Raw genomic sequence first — 14,538 nt, 5'->3', positions numbered from 1 at the left:
GGATGAGAGGGATGCCATGGGCAGAAAACGTGCTGACCCTGGGAATACCCACGGGATCAGCACTTGGATTTCGCGCCATGCTGACTAGAAGTTCCCTTGCAAAAATTAAGCCAGATCACTTGGTAAGCCATCCCATCTCGCTTTCCCTATTCATTCTTCGGTTGCTTCACGACTTGACTAAGAGCCTGCGCGAGGAGGCTCGTCACTGCGGGGGCTCGTCGTCGCCGCTGAAGCGCTGGTGATGGATTCCCCAGTTGTGCTGGGCTAGAAAGACGCACTGGTGATCATCGAGTCCGACCTGATCACGAAGGCCGACTCGGTTAAAAGATCGCGGTCCCCCAAATCCAAAAAACTAGTGGGGCTGGAGCGGGGCAAGCAGTGGCTGTTCGCCAAGGGCGACCTGCTGGTGGGCCTGGTGAGCGTGGCCCTGGCGATCTATCTGGGCTGGCAGGGCATCGAGGGCCTGCGGCTGGCCTGAGCTGAGCAGATCGCAGATCTGGAGCAAAGTGGGCCAGATGTGCATTACTCAGGCCCAAAGCCATTCAACGTGGTCAAGATGAAAAAGCCAACAAAACATAGACATCATGACCACGAAACTCACCAACAAAGGCTGGGCTAACGGCACAGATGGACGTTGGACTCCACGCCGGGATCGGGTGCGGGATAGCGAAGAAGGGATTCGTCTCTCCGGCCGCTTCAATGCAAAAACCCTAGACGGCGACGACATCATCAATGGCAGCAGCGAAGAAATCAGCGGGGTAAGGATCAGCGGCAGCTTGAAAACCCAGGCCGGCAATGATCTGGTACGCGGTGAATCAGATCAGGAATCAGGGCTATACAACGAAGACACGATCAACACCGGCCTGGAGGATGACACGATCACTGGTATCTCTGCAAACTCAAGAGGCCTGGAAAATCAAGGCAATATCTACAGCGAAGGCGGCGAAGACTTGATGCTCGGCAAAAGCCGCAGACAGGAAGGCATCACCAACAGCGGCTACCTCGACATGGGCAGCGGCAACGACACCCTAAGAGGAGTCGGCGTTCTAGCCGGCCTGCGCAACGACAATTATATCTATATGGGCAAGGGTTCGGACCTTGTCAATGTTCGCCGCGGGGGACTTGATGGCAAGGGATATCTGGACATGGGCCCTGGCTTTGATCGATTAATTGGTTTTGGCCCCCAAACCGTAGATGGCGGAGGCGACCGCGACAGCCTGTTCCTCAAGGAGGGTACTTATGTGATTTCAGACAATACTGACGAATACAACTACACCAATGGCCAGAGCATCACCGATCAGCGTGGAGTGTCCATGACGGCTATCAGCTTTGAAAGTATCGGCAGTTCCAGTTCTTTCGAAGAGGTCAAGTTTCAAACAGGCACGCTTGTGATCGGCGGCGATGGCAGCGTCGCCTACCTCTGATCAAGCAACCAGTCGCTCCAGAGCTGCTGGTCGGCTAGGGCGCTGGGCCCGGCACCCGGAGCGCCGGCCTGGAGCGTGACCGCCTGGCTGGCCCGGCTCACTGCCACATACACCAGCTGGCGGCGCAGCACGGTGTCGCTGGGCCAGAACACATCGCCATCGACAAACACCTCGGCAAAAGTGCTGCCCTGGCTGCGATGGACGGTGAGAACGGCGGCCGGACCTAGAGAGGCAAAGGCATCTCGCACCAGGAAAAAACGGCGCCACAGGCCCTTGCCGTCCTGCTTGCCGGCGTCCTTGGCCTGCTGGCGTAGGCGGGCCAACACAGCCTCGAGGGCGATCCGGGCCGCCGAGCCCAGGGGCGGCAGTAGCCGCAGGCTCAGCTGGCTATCGCCGGCCTCCACCCGGGCGGTGAGGGTATCGATCACCGGCGGATCAGTAACGCCGAAGTCGGCCAGATCGCAGCGCTCGGGGATGACATCGCGCACCACCAGCTCCCGGTTGGAGCCCAGCAGCATGTCGGGCTCCTCGGCGGCATCTTCGCCCTCGCGGCAGGCAGGGGCCATCACGGCAGCGCGGGTGATCAGCACCTCCCCTGGCAGCACCGGCAGCTGGTCGGCCATCTCGCCGTGCAGGGCGCGGCGGGCGATCGGCACCAGCTGCTCGAGGGAGCGGTTGGTGTAGCAGAGGATGCGGGCTAGATCGGGGTTGTCAGTTTCGGCGCTGCGGCGCAGGGCGGCCTGGGCGGCTTGCAGCCAGGCGCCGCGCTCCAGCAGGGCCACCTGACCGCTGGCGTTGCGGATCGGCGGCAGCGGCGGCGGGCGGCGGCAGGGCAGGTCGCCCTCGCGCAACCCCGAAGCCAGGCGCAGCACCGGCCCCTGGTGGCGCACCACCTGGCGCAGCTCGGCCCGGCTGGCCCGGCCCAGGCTGAACACCGGGCTCACGGGTTCACCAACCGGCGGCAACTGGGCTGGATCGCCCACAAACACCAGCCGGGTGCGAAAAGGGTGGGCGCAGCGCAAGCTGATCTCCAGCAGGGTGGAGTCCACCATCGAGGCCTCATCGATCAGCACCAGGCCCAGGTGCTCGAGGGCGACGGCGGTTTGCTCGGTTTCCTCGCAGCGCTCGATATCGCGCTGGCGCTTGAGTTTCAGCCGCAGCAAGCGGTGAATGGTGGAAGGAAACCAGGTGGGCGAAAGGCCAGCCCCAGCCAGGTAGGAGCGCAGCACACCCACGGCCTTATGGGTGGGGGCCACCACGGTCCAGCAGAGGCCAGTGGCCTCCACCTGGACCAGAAAGCGCATCGAGAGGAAGGTTTTGCCGGTGCCGGCGTAGCCACTAAGCACAAAGGGCGTGCCCTCTGCGGGCGCCGCCAGCCAATCGGCAAAAGCCTCTACTGCGACCTGCTGGTCGGCGGTGAGGGCCGCAGCGGGGTCAACCAACCGCGGTGAACCAGCCCAGGCCCTGGGCCAGATGCAGCGGCGAGCCAGCCAGCACCAGACCGGGCAAGGCCACCAGCGGCCCGATCAGGGCACCGATCAGCACCTCCAGGCGGGTGTGGCCGAGATTTTCCTTGAGGGGCTTGGCGTCCGGTCCCATCTCATTAACGCGGGCGGCGGTGAGGCCGGCGGCGCGGCGCACGCCAGAGGCGTCGTAGAGCACTACAAAACAGAGCACGGCCGCCAGGGCAAACAGGGGCCCCTCAAAGCCCTGCACCCAACCCAGGGCTGCGGTGGTGCCGGTGAGCAGGGCCGAGTGGCTCGAGGGCATGCCACCGGTTTCCACCAGCACCCGCGGATTCCAGCGGCGATGCACCACCAGCTCAATCACCAGCTTGGAGAGCTGGGCAGCGCCACAGGCCGCCAGGCCCCACCAGAGCACGCCGTTATCGAAGACGCCAATCAGCACGGGGTTACTCATCGGTCGCGGCTCGTGATGTAGTCGGCCAGGGACAGCAGGGGCGCGGCACTGGCTTGCCAGGGAGCCAGGGCGGCCTTGGCCTCGGCCACCAGGGCATCAGCCCGCTGGCGCGACTCCTCTAGGCCCAGCAGCTTGGGGTAGGTGGTTTTGTCGGCGGTGAGATCCTTGCCGGCGGTTTTGCCAAGCACCTCACTACTGGAGGTGACATCAAGAATGTCGTCGATGATCTGAAAGGCCAAACCAATGCCGCGGGCGTAGGTGCGCAGGGCGGCCAGCAAGTCTTCGGAAGCGCCGGCGATCAGGGCGCCGGTGAGCACGCAGGCCCGCAGCAGAGCGCCGGTCTTGTGCAGGTGGATGTATTCGAGGGTCTCGAGGTCGACGGATTTGGCCTCGCACTCCAGATCCACCACCTGACCGCCCACCAGGCCAGGGGCGCCAGAAGCCAGGGATAGCTCGCCCACCACCGCCAGCAAGCGCTCGGCCGGCACACCTGGGCTGCGCAGCGCCACCATCTCAAAGGCGCGGGTGAGCAGGGCATCGCCGGCCAGGATGGCGTTGGCTTCGCCATAGACCTTGTGATTGGTGGGGCGGCCGCGGCGCAGATCGTCGTTGTCCATCGCCGGCAGGTCGTCGTGGATCAGCGACATGGTGTGCACCATCTCAAGGGCCACAGCCGTGGGCATGGCCAGTTCGCTGTTGCCGCCAGCCAGCTCACAGGCCGCCAGGCAGAGGATCGGCCGCAGCCGCTTGCCACCGGCCAGCAGCGAATAACGCATCGCCTCGCGCAGGGATTCGGGCCGCTCCGGCCCCAGGGAGCCATCAAGGGCCGCCTCTACCCGCACGCGGGTCGCCTCCAGATAGGCAGCGAAGTCAAAGGGGCTGGAGTCCGCCGCCGTCATGCCAATCAGGTTGTTCGCAGGGATTCTCTCAGGCAACCTCCTGGCAGTCAGGCGCGTAAAAACATTTCCATTGCAAAAGCCCGGTTCTCAGCCCTCCAGCCGCCCATGGCCCCCCACCATCGTTGCCAAGCTAACAGGCCCGGGATTGGAGGTTTTCAAACGCAAGGGGTCGGCCTACGCCCTGCTGCACGAGGATGGTTAATTCCAGTGGGATAAATATTAAAAAGGCAGCAAGTCCTACCTACTTTTCGGTGTGTACGACAACGTGGTCATGCACTTACCGAGCACCGCTGAACGCTCTTTCAACACTTCATAGATACGCATCTCAGCGAGCTTAAGCGCTTCCAGCGCCTCGGAAATTTGGCTGAAATGCTTGCCATGGGCCTCTTCGTCCAAGAGCAACTCCACGGACTCCTGAGCCCGGAGAACCTGTGACAAAACTATAGAGATCTCCATTCATAGACTCCAGAATCAAAGACCTTATAGAAGCATAGATGAACTGACTGGGAGTGCTGCCGGTAAAAATACCCAAACCTGGGTATCAACAGCCAAACCTGGATATAACTAGCCCGCCTTATTAGAGCGGCGCTGGTCGGGCCCCGCCCGCTCAGGGGACCAGATCGCCCAGGCCGTGCTCGACGCCGGCACGGCGGCACCAGGCCACCACGGTGTTCACCAGCAGCATGGTGACGGTCATCGGGCCCACGCCACCGGGCACGGGGCTGATGGCGCTGGCGAGGGGCTCCACCTCCTCAAAACACACATCGCCGCATAGGCCGCTCTCGGTGCGGTGGATGCCCACATCAATCACCACGGCGCCGGGTTTCACATGCTCAGCACCGATCATGCGGGGCCGGCCGGCGGCCACCACCAGCACGTCGGCCTGGCGGGTGAGGGCAGCAAGATCAGTGGTGCGGGAGTGGGCCACGCTCACGGTGGCATCGGCGGCCTGGAGCATCAGCGCCATCGGCTGGCCCACCAAGATGCTGCGGCCCACCACGACGGCCCGCTGGCCGGAAAGGGCCACGCCGTGGCGGGCCAGCAGGGCCATCACACCGGCGGGGGTGCAGCTACGCGGCCCCGGCTCACCCTTGAGCAGCCGGCCCAGGTTGAGGGTGTGCAGGCCGTCGGCATCCTTCTCCGGGTCGATCCCCAGCAGCAGCGGGCCTTCATCGAGGCCGGCAGGCAGGGGCAGCTGCAGCAGGATGCCGTCGCAGGCGATATCGGCGTTGAGCTGCTGCACCGCGGCCAGCACCTCGGCAGCGCTGGCCGTGGCGCTGAGGTGGGCGCCGAGGCTGGTGATGCCCACCCGGGCGCAGGCCTTTTCCTTATTAGCTACATAGACGCCACTGGCCGGGTCGTCGCCCACCCGCAACACCGCCAAACCAGGCGGGCGCCCCACGGCTGCCAGTCGCTCAGCGATCGTCGCCTGCAACCGGAGTTCGATCTCACCGGCCAGCTGGCGGCCGTCCATACGGGTGGCCATGGTGCAGAAAGCAAGCACGCCTCCCCAGCTTGCAATCCCGCCCGGCCTAGGGCCCGCTAGCGTTTTGGAATGGTGTTAAGGCGGCTGCGAACCCTGTGGCGGCAGCTATTGCGGCTGGAGCGCCCGCGGCATTCGCCGGGGGTTTGGCGCAATCGCGATACAGCGTCAGTGCTGCTGGTGTGCGCCCTGGTGGCACTGGTATCGAGTTGGCCCTGGTTGGTGGAGCCAAACCTGCGACCCGGCATGGAGGCTCCCTTCACGGCTAGGGCACCGCAGGCGGCAAAGGTGGTGGATAGCAATGCCCTGGAGGAGCGGCGCCAGGAGGTGGTGCCTCGCAGCACGGTGCAGGTGGTGGATGAGCAGGTCAACAGGCAGCTGCGTCAGAAATTGGAGCAGGATCTGCAGGCGGTGGAGCAGCAGGCCAAATCAGACCAGCAGCGCATCGAACCGGTGGCAATTACCACCGAGGAGCGCAATTGGCTGCGGGGGGCCGGGGGCACCCAGCTCACGGCCTGGGGCCGGGAGGTGCGCCAAGCCCAGCTGCGCATGCTCAGCCAGGGGCTGGCAGCTGGGGTCGCAGAAGGCCAGCTGCTTCAGGCGGCCACCCTGCAGCTCGAGCCCTTGGCACCGCTACCGCGGGGGCTGGGGGCACGGCTTTTGGCTAGCTCCCTGCAGGGCCACTCCAACCTGCGCAGTGATCCAGGCCTGAGCCAGCGACGCATCGAGGCGTTGATCACCCAGCAGGGGATCCCCACGATCACGGTGCAACAGGGAGATCTGATCACCCGTCAGGGCGACAGGATCAGCCCCCAGGCCTTTGACGTACTTGATTACTTCGGCCTGGTGAACCGGCGGCCGCGGCCCCTGGCCTGGCTTGGTCACTTCCTAGAAGCGCTGGCCATGGCTGGCGTGCTGGTGCTGGTGCTGCGCCGCTGGCGGGCCTGCCTGGAGCCGCGGCAAGCGCTGCTGGCCCTGGGGGCACTGCTGGTAGTGCAGGGTTTTGCGCTTTGGCTGGGGCCCCTGGCGAGTCCGCTGGTGCTGCTGGTGCCCCCGGCGCTGCTGCTGGCCCAAGGGCTGGGCACCCCCTGCGGCTTGGCCTGGCTGGCGGCAGCCAGCTTCCTGTGGCCGATGCCGATCACGGCCCTGATGGGAGTGAGGCTGCTGGTGGCGGCAGCGGTGGGCAGCGTGGCTGCCCTGGCGGCCGGACGACAGCGCAGCCGGGCCGAACTACTGCAACTGGCGGTGCTGCTGCCCGGCGCCGGTCTGCTGCTGCAGTGGCTACCACTTCAATGGGGGCTGCAGGGGCCGGGAGCGGTGGCCCAGGTGGACCTCGTGAGCGAAGCCCTGCTGCTGGGCGGCCTGCTGATGGCGGGCCTGCTGCTGGCGCCGCTGGTGGAAACCTTCTTTGGCCTGGTGACGCGGGCGCGGTTGATGGAGCTGGCCGACCTGCAAAGGCCCCTGCTGCGGCGGCTCTCGGTGGAAGCACCCGGCACCTTCGAGCACACCTTGATGATCGCGGGCCTAGCTGAGGAGGGGGCGCGGGCCATCCAGGCCGACATCGATCTGGTGCGCACCGGGGCGCTATATCACGACGTAGGCAAGCTGCACGGCCCCCAATGGTTTATCGAGAACCAGGGCGAGGGCGCCAACCCGCACGACAGCCTTGACGACCCCTTCGCCAGCGCCGCCATCCTGCAGGCCCATGTGGATGAGGGGTTGAAGCTGGCCCGCCGCTACCGGCTGCCACGGCCCCTGGCCGACTTCATCCCAGAGCACCAGGGCACCTTGAAGATGGGCTACTTCCTGCACCATGCCCGCGAACGGGATCCGGGCGTTGCCGAGGAGCGCTTCCGCTATCGGGGGCCAACGCCCCGCAGCCGGGAGACGGCGATCTTGATGCTGGCCGATGGCTGCGAAGCCGCCCTGCGCTCCCTGCCGCCCGGCACTTGCGAAAGCGAGGCTCGCCAGATGGTGCGCCGCATCATCGAAGCTCGCCAAGACGACAACCAGCTAGCCGAAAGCGGCATCAGTCGGGCCGAACTGGAACTACTGATCCGGGCCTTCGTGCGGGTGTGGCGGCGGATGCGCCACCGGCGGATCGCCTACCCGATCCCAGCCAGAAAGGGCTACAGCGCCTAGCGCGGCTCCTCAAATTGCTGCCAGGCCTCGAGCAGGGTGTAGGCCGCCAGCTTGCGCCGCCAGACATCTAGCGCGCCGCCCTGATCGGGATGCCACTGGGGCAGGTTGCGGCGCCAGGCTGAGCGCACCAGGGCCCAGTCGCTGCCTGGCTCGACTCCAAGCTCAGCGCAGGCCCGCCGGTAGGCATCCGGGGGCGGCGGTGCTAACTCGGCGACAGCCGGCTCAGTAGCAACGGTGCGCCCAGGAGTACTCCGCACCAGCACGGGCCGCACCAGCACTGGCTTAGCCCGCTGCTGCCTCTTCAGCAGCAGCCACAGGCAGCGCAGCAGCCCATTGGCAATCAGCAGGACACCCACCCCGGCAAATATCGCCGGCGACCAGAGCATGCGCAGGCTGTCGGCAGCGAGCTGGGAGTTGCCCTGCCCCCCCTGCTGGCTGGCACCCACCAGGATGAAGGCGGCCAGCAGGGCACCGAGGCCCAGACTGATCAGGCCGTGCAGCAGCGAGTCCAGGGCTGGGCGGATCCGGGCGCTCATCGGCGCGGAGCGCGCAGGGACTGCAGCTTGCGCTCCAGCACGATCCCCGCGGGCACCAGGGTGACCAGGTTGGCCACGATCAAGGGGCCATCGCCTGTGTAAAACCCGTAGATGGCCCACAGGGCAATGCCGGCGGTAAACAGGCCGTACATGCGCAGGGAGATGGCGCTGGTGTCGCCACTGCGCAGGGTCTTGAGGGCCTGGGGGAAGAAGCTCAAGGTGGTGAGCAACGCCGCCAGGTAGCCAAGGGCGCGCACAGCAGGACTAACCAAAGGAACTGCCATGGGGGTTGGGCGAGCGTGCCGTCAGCATGGGAGCTGGCACTCGATCCTGCCCCCACTCCCATGACATTGCTCAGCTTCCGCGAGCTCCAGGCCCAACTGCAGCCGCAGTGGGGCCAGAGCACCGCAGCCCAGGGGCCGGATGTGGACGTGCTGATGGTGCCGTCGCTGTCGATGGACCAGAACCAGATCGACCTGGTGACCGGCGCCCACCACTACGAGGAGCGCCAACTGTTTTCGCTGATCCGGCTGCGGGATCCGGGGGTGCGCATGGTGTATGCCACCAGCAAACCGCTGGGGGAGCTGGTGGTGGATGCGGTGCTGGAGCTGCTGCCGGGGGTGCCCACCTCCCACGCGCGGCGGCGGCTGCACCTAGTCGACACCGACGACGCCTCCAGCCGACCCCTCACCGCCAAGCTGCTGGAGCGGCCGGCCCTACTGGGGCGCATCGCCGAGCTGCTGCGGCCGGGGCGCAGCTTCATCAACTGCTTTGTTGTGAGCGACCTGGAACGCCAGCTCTCGGAGCGGCTGCAGGTGCCGCTGCTGGGCACCGATCCGGCCCTGGGCTATTGGGGCAGCAAGGCCGGCAGCCGCGAGCTGTTCGCCCGCTGCGGCGTGCCCCACCCCCCCGGCTCGGCCCTCACCCACAACCTCGACGACCTCACCGAGGCGGCGGCTGAGCTTTGGGAAGCCCACCCCGAGCTGCGCCAGTGCGTGGTGAAGCTCAATGAGGGCTTCAGCGGCGAGGGCAATGCCCCTTTGCCGCTCGCACCCCTGCAGCTGGCGGGACTCAGTGGCGCTGAGCGGCGGCGGCGGCTGCGGCAGGCCCTGGAGGCTCTGCCGATGCCAGCCGCCAGCTGGAAGGAGCAGCTGGCGGTGCAGGGGGCGCTGGTGGAGGCTTGGCTGGAGGGAGGGGAGGAGCTCAGCTCACCAAGCGTGCAGGGCACGATTTATCCCGGCAGGGGCGGGCAGGCCGGCGCGGTGGAGGTGCTCTCGAGCCATGAGCAGGTGCTAGGCGGCCCCAGCGGCCAGACCTACCTGGGCTGCAGCTTCCCGGCGGCCGAGTCCTACCGGGCCGAGCTGATGCGCCACGGCCAGGCGGTGGGCGAGGCGCTAGCGGCAGAGGGCGCGCTGGAGCGCTATGCGGTGGATTTCATCGCCCGGCGCTTTGGCGATCGCTGGGATCTGCAGGCGATCGAGGTGAACCTGCGCCAGGGCGGCACCACCCACCCCTACATGGCGCTAAGCGCCATCACCAGCGGCAGCCTCGATCCAGTCAGCGGGCTGTATCACGCCCCCAGCGGCCCGGCCCTGCACTACAAGGCCACCGACAACCTCACGGCGCCGCACCTGCGCGGGCTGCTGCCGGTGGATCTGATCGACATCGTGGCTGAGGCGGGCCTGCACTTCGACCCGTCCCAGCTGCGCGGCAGCGTGTTTCACCTGCTGGGATGCCTGTCGCAATACGGCAAGCTCGGCATGACCTGCATCGGCCGCAGCGCCGCGGAAGCAGAAGCGGTGTACGGGGCCACGGAAGCGGAGCTGCTGAGAGCCGCCCGGCGGCTGGGGCACTAGGGCAATGGCTGATGAATTGGTGCAGCTGGAGACCAGCCGCAGGTCTGAGTGGCTTGACACGGATAGCGAGATCCGGTTGGTTGGAGGGAGTTTTCAAGCACCCATGCAGCGGACGGAGGCCCTCTCCATCCTTCGCCTGAAAGCCCTGCCAGGCAGCCGGCAGGAGCTTTTTGAGGCGATCCAGAGCAGCAACCCCGAGCTAGTGGGCTGGGGTGATCTGGAGTTGGAGGCCTACCGGCGGCTGTGGCAGTTTCTGCCGCCCGCTGGCGAGTTAGGCCGTAGGGCTGCCTAAGGGCACCAATGCAGCAACGGCGCGCCACGGCCAACCTTTTTTGCACCACCTTGATGGCGCTAACGCTGCTGGGCTGCAATGGCGCGGAGCGGCAAAAGCGCGAGCAGGCGGAGGCAGCCCAGCGGCAGCTGAGTGCCCTGGTGAGCCGCTGCCGCGGCCAGCAGCCAGCGGTGCAGCGTCAATTGCAGGAGCTGCGGCGCAGCAGCAGCGAGCTAGCCAATCTCAAGCAACAGGCCTACTCCCCCCTTCGGAGGCCTGCGGCACCAGATCCGGAGCTGCTGGCACGCTTCACCCGCGAAGACCAGGAGCTGGAGCAGGAGCGCTATGAGCAGGCCCTGGCGGCCTGGCGCAGCAGGGATCGCGCCGAGCGCCGCTACTGGCAGGGTGAGCAGGAGGCCAAGCGGCAACGCAGCAAGGCCCGCCAGCAGCAAGCCGAAAAAGCCTTGCTGGCCCTAGGAGTTGGCAGCACAGCTGCGGATCGCAACGCCTGGAGCCGCTGCGATGCGCAGCAACTTGCCGCGGTAGCGCTACGTTGAACTCAGTAGCCTTTGGCTGCAACATGGTTTATTACGAAACCAAATTCGTAATCCAGGCCGTAAACGTGGCGGGTGCCCATCAAGAGATGGCTTAAATAACTGCCTGGCCTCTTGCCTGCAAACACCTCACAATCCCCCAGCCACCCCTGACAAAACTCCTTCTGCCCGCCAGCATCTAGGCAGAACTGGCTGCTTGCCTTGATGACCCCAGCCCCTGACCAAGCCGCGATCAGCACCGAAGCCAGCCCCAACGGCGCTTCTCTCGCCTGGGTGCCCTGGCTGCAGGCCGGTGTCACGGCAATGCTGGTGGTGCTTTTTTTGGTGATCGTGGGTAAATCCCGCCAGCAAAACGACACGATCCGCCAGCTGCAGGAGCGGGTGCAGGGATTGGAGAACAGCCGGGCCCTCGATCGCACCACTGGCCTGGAACAGCAGCTGCGCACCACCGTGGAGCGGCTGCAGGCGGTGGAGCGCAACGGCACCCGCATCGATGGGCTGAGCCGCGAAACCGCAAACCTGCGGGCGGAGCTCAGCAAGTTGCGCGCAGCCCGCCCCAGCGAAGCGACTGACCCGAAAAGCGATGAGCTGCCTTTGGGGGTGCCGCCCCTGCCGCCTGTGCGCCCCCCTGCATCTACAAACTGATCAAGCAGGAGCTTTTCAATCCCTCACTGGTTTTCAGCCTTTGACTGCATCGCCGGCGGCGCTGGGCAGGATGTAGCGCTGCAGGCCGATAAACACCACCAGCACCGGCAGGATCGAAATCACCGCTCCTGCCGCCACCAGGCGCCAGTCGAGCGAAAAGCTGCTGGCCAGCTGTTGCAGACCAAGTGGCAGCGTGTAGAGCTCGGGTTCATCGAGGATCACCAGGGGCCAGAGAAAATCGCTCCAGGTACCGATGAACACGAACATCGCCAGGGTGATCAGGTCGGCCCGGGCCGCTGGAATCATCACGTTCCACCACTCCCCCACCGGCGTGCAGCCATCGCAGCGGGCCGCCTCCTCCAGCTCCACCGGCACCCCCAGGAAGCTCTGCCGCAGCAGGAAAATGCCAAAGGCGGTGGCCGCCTGGGGAATGATCAGGGCCCAAAGGGTGTTGCGCAGGCCGATCTGCACCATCAACAGGTAGAGCGGAATCATGACCACCTGAAAGGGGATCAAAATCGTTGCTACCACTAGGGCCAGCACCAAGCCCCGGCCGCGAAAATTCATGCGGGCCAGGGGATAGGCCGCCAACGAGCAGAAGAGCACATTGGCCAGCACCGCCAGGCCACTCACAATCGTGCTGTTGAGCAGGTAGGTGCCGATTGGATTGTCGCTAAAAAGGCGCCTGTAGGCCTCAAAGCTGGGCTGACTGGGCCAGAGGGCTGGCGGGCTGGTGAAAATGTCCTCCGCCGGACCCTTCAGCGAGGTGCTCACCAGCCACAGCAGCGGCACCAGCATCGCCAGGGCCACCAGCAACAGCAAAATCAGCTGGGCGGCGGCTCTGAGCCGTGAGCGGCGCGGTCCTGAGAGGGGCAGGCTCATGGCGGGGGAGCTGAAGGGAAGAAGATGACTCAGGCGGGGGGACTGGCCAGGGGGGGGGATGTCGTGTTTTGGCGCTTAGTCGTGTTTTGGCGCTTAGCTTAGTCTTGGCTTAGCTAATTAATAAAAACAACGCCGACCCATGGACGCGAACCCAAGCTGAAACGCCGCACCCAAACGACCAGATCCACAGGCATAGATCCACAGGCATAGACCCACAGGCCTAAACCCGTGGCCGGTCGGCCAGGGGCAGATCGCCCACTACGGGCAGCGGCGCCTTCTGGGGGTGCAGCGGCTGGTGACGCCCACCGGCTACCAGCCTATTGAGGGCGTTCACGAAGGCCTGGGCGGCGGCCACCACGATGTCCGTGTCAGCTGAGTGGCCCGAATAGAGCACGCCCTCGTGGCGCAGCCGGATCGTCACATCACCCATGGCATCGATGCCTTCGGTGACCGATTTCACCGAAAATTCCACCAGCTCATTGGGCACCTGGGCCAGCCGATTGAGCGCCTGACACACCGCATCCACCGGCCCGGTGCCGATCGCCGCCTCGCTGAGCTCGGCGCCATCCGCCGTTACCAGGGTGACGGTGGCGGTGGGCTGCAAGCCCGTGCCACAGCTCACCTGCACGCTCTTGAGGGTGAAGCTGCCGCCATCTTGCTGCTGCACCTGCTCGCTCACGATCGCCTCTAGATCGCGGTCGCTGATTTCCCGCTTGCGATCAGCCAGCTCCTTGAAGCGGGCGAAGGCATCGTCGAGGTCCTCACGCTCGAGCGTGTAGCCCAGCTCCTCAAGCCGGGCCCGGAAGGCGCTGCGCCCGCTCAACTTGCCCAGGGAGATGCGGTTGTCCGCCAAACCAACGGTGCGGGCATCAATGATTTCGTAGGTGAGGCGGTTCTTGAGTACGCCGTCTTGGTGGATGCCACTCTCGTGGGCAAAGGCGTTGGCGCCCACGATCGCCTTATTGGGCTGGACCGCCATGCCGGTGAGGTTGCTCACCAGCCGCGAGGTCTTGGTGATCTCCTCGGTGCGCACGCCCGTGAGCGGCTCGGTGCTCTCCGCTGGCCGCCCCAGGAAGGGGTTGAAGTAGCTGCGCCGCACGTGCAGCGCCATCACCAGCTCCTCGAGCGAGGCGTTGCCAGCCCGCTCACCGATGCCATTGATCGTGCACTCCAGCTGGCGGGCGCCGTTTTTCACCGCCTCGAGGAAGTTGGCCACCGCCAGGCCCAGGTCGTTGTGGCCGTGCACCGAGATCACCGCCTGGTCGATGTTGGGCACCTGGGCATTGATACCGGCGATCAGGGCGCCGAATTCCGCTGGGGTGGCGTAGCCCACGGTGTCGGGAATATTGATCGTGGTGGCGCCGGCGCTGATCGCCGCCTCGATCACCTGATGCATGAACTCCGGATCACTGCGGCCGGCGTCTTCGCAGGAAAATTCCACGTCGTCCACCAGCGAGCGGGCGTAGGCCACCATCTCGGCGGTGATCGCCAGCACCTCAGCGCGGCTCTTGCGCAGCTTGTGCTCGAGATGGATGTCGCTGGTGGCAATAAAGGTGTGGATGCGCCGCTTAGCAGCGGGCGCCACCGCATCAGCGCAGGCCTTGATGTCGCCGGCAGCTGCCCGAGCCAGGCCGCAGATCACCGGCCCTTCCGGCGTGCCAACGGTTTCGGCAATGCGCTGCACTGCGTTGAAATCTCCGGGGCTGGCAAAGGGGAAGCCGGCCTCGATGATGTCCACCCCCAGCCGCGCCAACTGCTGGGCGATCGCCAGCTTCTCCTCGAGGTTCAGGCTGGCGCCAGGCGACTGCTCGCCATCGCGCAAGGTGGTATCGAAGATCAATACGCGGCCGGGATCGCGGGCCATAAGGGAGCCCCTCTAGGCGGAATGACTATGAGATAGCCCATTGTATGCGGGCACTACGCCTA

The 14,538-nt window shown here is 65.7% G+C and carries 16 protein-coding genes; 7 read left to right on the top strand and 9 right to left on the bottom strand.

Annotated elements, in window-relative coordinates; genetic code table 11:
• Positions 1 to 280: 280 nt before the first annotated feature.
• Both KBY73_RS15130 and KBY73_RS05125 read left to right on the top strand, forming a co-directional pair.
• Positions 281 to 478, top strand: coding sequence for a hypothetical protein (locus KBY73_RS15130; protein ID WP_396096613.1), 198 nt, complete (start codon positions 281 to 283; stop codon positions 476 to 478).
• Between the two features lie 106 nt (positions 479 to 584).
• The gene (locus KBY73_RS05125; RefSeq protein WP_254936006.1) at positions 585 to 1,424 is read left to right on the top strand and encodes a hypothetical protein; all 840 of its coding nucleotides are present in this window, start codon (positions 585 to 587) and stop codon (positions 1,422 to 1,424) included.
• Here the strand turns inward: KBY73_RS05125 and KBY73_RS05120 are convergent.
• From KBY73_RS05120 to folD, 5 genes are all read right to left on the bottom strand, one after another.
• Positions 1,415 to 2,866 carry an ATP-dependent RecD-like DNA helicase gene (locus KBY73_RS05120; RefSeq protein WP_254936005.1) on the bottom strand — a complete coding sequence of 484 codons (1,452 nt, stop codon included), beginning with the start codon at positions 2,864 to 2,866 and terminating at the stop codon, positions 1,415 to 1,417. The genes KBY73_RS05125 and KBY73_RS05120 overlap by 10 nt on opposite strands.
• Positions 2,859 to 3,344, bottom strand: coding sequence for a divergent PAP2 family protein (locus KBY73_RS05115; RefSeq protein ID WP_254936004.1), 486 nt, complete (start codon positions 3,342 to 3,344; stop codon positions 2,859 to 2,861). Before KBY73_RS05115 ends, KBY73_RS05120 begins: the two co-directional genes overlap by 8 nt.
• Complete coding sequence (gene crtE, locus KBY73_RS05110; RefSeq protein ID WP_254936003.1) at positions 3,341 to 4,243, bottom strand: geranylgeranyl diphosphate synthase CrtE; 903 nt, start codon at positions 4,241 to 4,243, stop codon at positions 3,341 to 3,343. Before crtE ends, KBY73_RS05115 begins: the two co-directional genes overlap by 4 nt.
• A 237-nt stretch (positions 4,244 to 4,480) precedes the next feature.
• A complete protein-coding gene (locus tag KBY73_RS05105; RefSeq protein ID WP_254936002.1) occupies positions 4,481 to 4,651 on the bottom strand; it encodes a hypothetical protein in 171 nt (56 codons plus the stop codon).
• A 199-nt stretch (positions 4,652 to 4,850) separates the two neighbouring features.
• A complete protein-coding gene (gene folD, locus KBY73_RS05100) occupies positions 4,851 to 5,729 on the bottom strand; it encodes a bifunctional methylenetetrahydrofolate dehydrogenase/methenyltetrahydrofolate cyclohydrolase FolD (protein ID WP_254936222.1) in 879 nt (292 codons plus the stop codon).
• A 69-nt stretch (positions 5,730 to 5,798) separates the two neighbouring features.
• Between folD and KBY73_RS05095 the strand changes: the two genes are divergently transcribed.
• Positions 5,799 to 7,868, top strand: a complete 2,070-nt coding sequence (locus KBY73_RS05095) for an HDIG domain-containing metalloprotein (protein WP_254936001.1) — start codon at positions 5,799 to 5,801, stop codon at positions 7,866 to 7,868.
• On the opposite strand, the gene KBY73_RS05090 is transcribed toward KBY73_RS05095, so the two are convergent.
• Positions 7,865 to 8,404 carry a hypothetical protein gene (locus KBY73_RS05090; protein ID WP_254936000.1) on the bottom strand — a complete coding sequence of 180 codons (540 nt, stop codon included), beginning with the start codon at positions 8,402 to 8,404 and terminating at the stop codon, positions 7,865 to 7,867. The genes KBY73_RS05095 and KBY73_RS05090 overlap by 4 nt on opposite strands.
• On the bottom strand, positions 8,401 to 8,688 hold the full coding sequence (locus KBY73_RS05085) for a SemiSWEET family sugar transporter (protein ID WP_254935999.1): 288 nt from the start codon (positions 8,686 to 8,688) through the stop codon (positions 8,401 to 8,403). Before KBY73_RS05085 ends, KBY73_RS05090 begins: the two co-directional genes overlap by 4 nt.
• 60 nt (positions 8,689 to 8,748) lie before the next feature.
• On the opposite strand from KBY73_RS05085, the gene KBY73_RS05080 reads away from it, so the two are divergent.
• From KBY73_RS05080 to KBY73_RS05065, 4 genes are all read left to right on the top strand, one after another.
• The gene (locus tag KBY73_RS05080; RefSeq protein ID WP_254935998.1) at positions 8,749 to 10,260 is read left to right on the top strand and encodes a peptide ligase PGM1-related protein; all 1,512 of its coding nucleotides are present in this window, start codon (positions 8,749 to 8,751) and stop codon (positions 10,258 to 10,260) included.
• A 103-nt stretch (positions 10,261 to 10,363) separates the two neighbouring features.
• Positions 10,364 to 10,552: a hypothetical protein gene (locus KBY73_RS05075; RefSeq protein WP_254935997.1), complete on the top strand. Its 189-nt coding sequence runs from the start codon at positions 10,364 to 10,366 to the stop codon at positions 10,550 to 10,552.
• 8 nt (positions 10,553 to 10,560) lie between these two features.
• Positions 10,561 to 11,088, top strand: a complete 528-nt coding sequence (locus tag KBY73_RS05070) for a hypothetical protein (RefSeq protein WP_254935996.1) — start codon at positions 10,561 to 10,563, stop codon at positions 11,086 to 11,088.
• A 201-nt stretch (positions 11,089 to 11,289) separates the two neighbouring features.
• The gene (locus KBY73_RS05065; RefSeq protein WP_254935995.1) at positions 11,290 to 11,730 is read left to right on the top strand and encodes a hypothetical protein; all 441 of its coding nucleotides are present in this window, start codon (positions 11,290 to 11,292) and stop codon (positions 11,728 to 11,730) included.
• Between the two features lie 33 nt (positions 11,731 to 11,763).
• Here KBY73_RS05065 and KBY73_RS05060 read toward each other — a convergent pair whose 3' ends face one another.
• Both KBY73_RS05060 and KBY73_RS05055 read right to left on the bottom strand, forming a co-directional pair.
• Positions 11,764 to 12,612, bottom strand: coding sequence for a carbohydrate ABC transporter permease (locus KBY73_RS05060; protein WP_254935994.1), 849 nt, complete (start codon positions 12,610 to 12,612; stop codon positions 11,764 to 11,766).
• 220 nt (positions 12,613 to 12,832) lie between these two features.
• Entirely contained in the window at positions 12,833 to 14,476 is a 1,644-nt protein-coding gene (locus KBY73_RS05055; RefSeq protein ID WP_254935993.1) for a 2-isopropylmalate synthase, read from the bottom strand.
• Positions 14,477 to 14,538 lie beyond the last annotated feature (62 nt).

The organism is Cyanobium sp. Tous-M-B4 (assembly GCF_024345395.1).
Taxonomy (GTDB): domain Bacteria; phylum Cyanobacteriota; class Cyanobacteriia; order PCC-6307; family Cyanobiaceae; genus Cyanobium_A.
This window is presented reverse-complemented; position numbering and strand designations above follow the sequence as displayed.

Bases quoted from the DNA above. Each gene is read 5' to 3' on its own strand.
- KBY73_RS05125 (WP_254936006.1), top strand. From the start codon at position 585: ATGACCACGAAACTCACCAACAAAGGCTGGGCTAACGGCACAGATGGA.
- KBY73_RS05115 (WP_254936004.1), bottom strand. From the start codon at position 3,344: ATGAGTAACCCCGTGCTGATTGGCGTCTTCGATAACGGCGTGCTCTGG.
- crtE (WP_254936003.1), bottom strand. From the start codon at position 4,243: ATGACGGCGGCGGACTCCAGCCCCTTTGACTTCGCTGCCTATCTGGAG.
- folD (WP_254936222.1), bottom strand. From the start codon at position 5,729: ATGGCCACCCGTATGGACGGCCGCCAGCTGGCCGGTGAGATCGAACTC.
- KBY73_RS05095 (WP_254936001.1), top strand. From the start codon at position 5,799: ATGGTGTTAAGGCGGCTGCGAACCCTGTGGCGGCAGCTATTGCGGCTG.
- KBY73_RS05090 (WP_254936000.1), bottom strand. From the start codon at position 8,404: ATGAGCGCCCGGATCCGCCCAGCCCTGGACTCGCTGCTGCACGGCCTG.
- KBY73_RS05085 (WP_254935999.1), bottom strand. From the start codon at position 8,688: ATGGCAGTTCCTTTGGTTAGTCCTGCTGTGCGCGCCCTTGGCTACCTG.
- KBY73_RS05080 (WP_254935998.1), top strand. From the start codon at position 8,749: ATGACATTGCTCAGCTTCCGCGAGCTCCAGGCCCAACTGCAGCCGCAG.
- KBY73_RS05075 (WP_254935997.1), top strand. From the start codon at position 10,364: ATGCAGCGGACGGAGGCCCTCTCCATCCTTCGCCTGAAAGCCCTGCCA.
- KBY73_RS05070 (WP_254935996.1), top strand. From the start codon at position 10,561: ATGCAGCAACGGCGCGCCACGGCCAACCTTTTTTGCACCACCTTGATG.
- KBY73_RS05065 (WP_254935995.1), top strand. From the start codon at position 11,290: ATGACCCCAGCCCCTGACCAAGCCGCGATCAGCACCGAAGCCAGCCCC.
- KBY73_RS05060 (WP_254935994.1), bottom strand. From the start codon at position 12,612: ATGAGCCTGCCCCTCTCAGGACCGCGCCGCTCACGGCTCAGAGCCGCC.
- KBY73_RS05055 (WP_254935993.1), bottom strand. From the start codon at position 14,476: ATGGCCCGCGATCCCGGCCGCGTATTGATCTTCGATACCACCTTGCGC.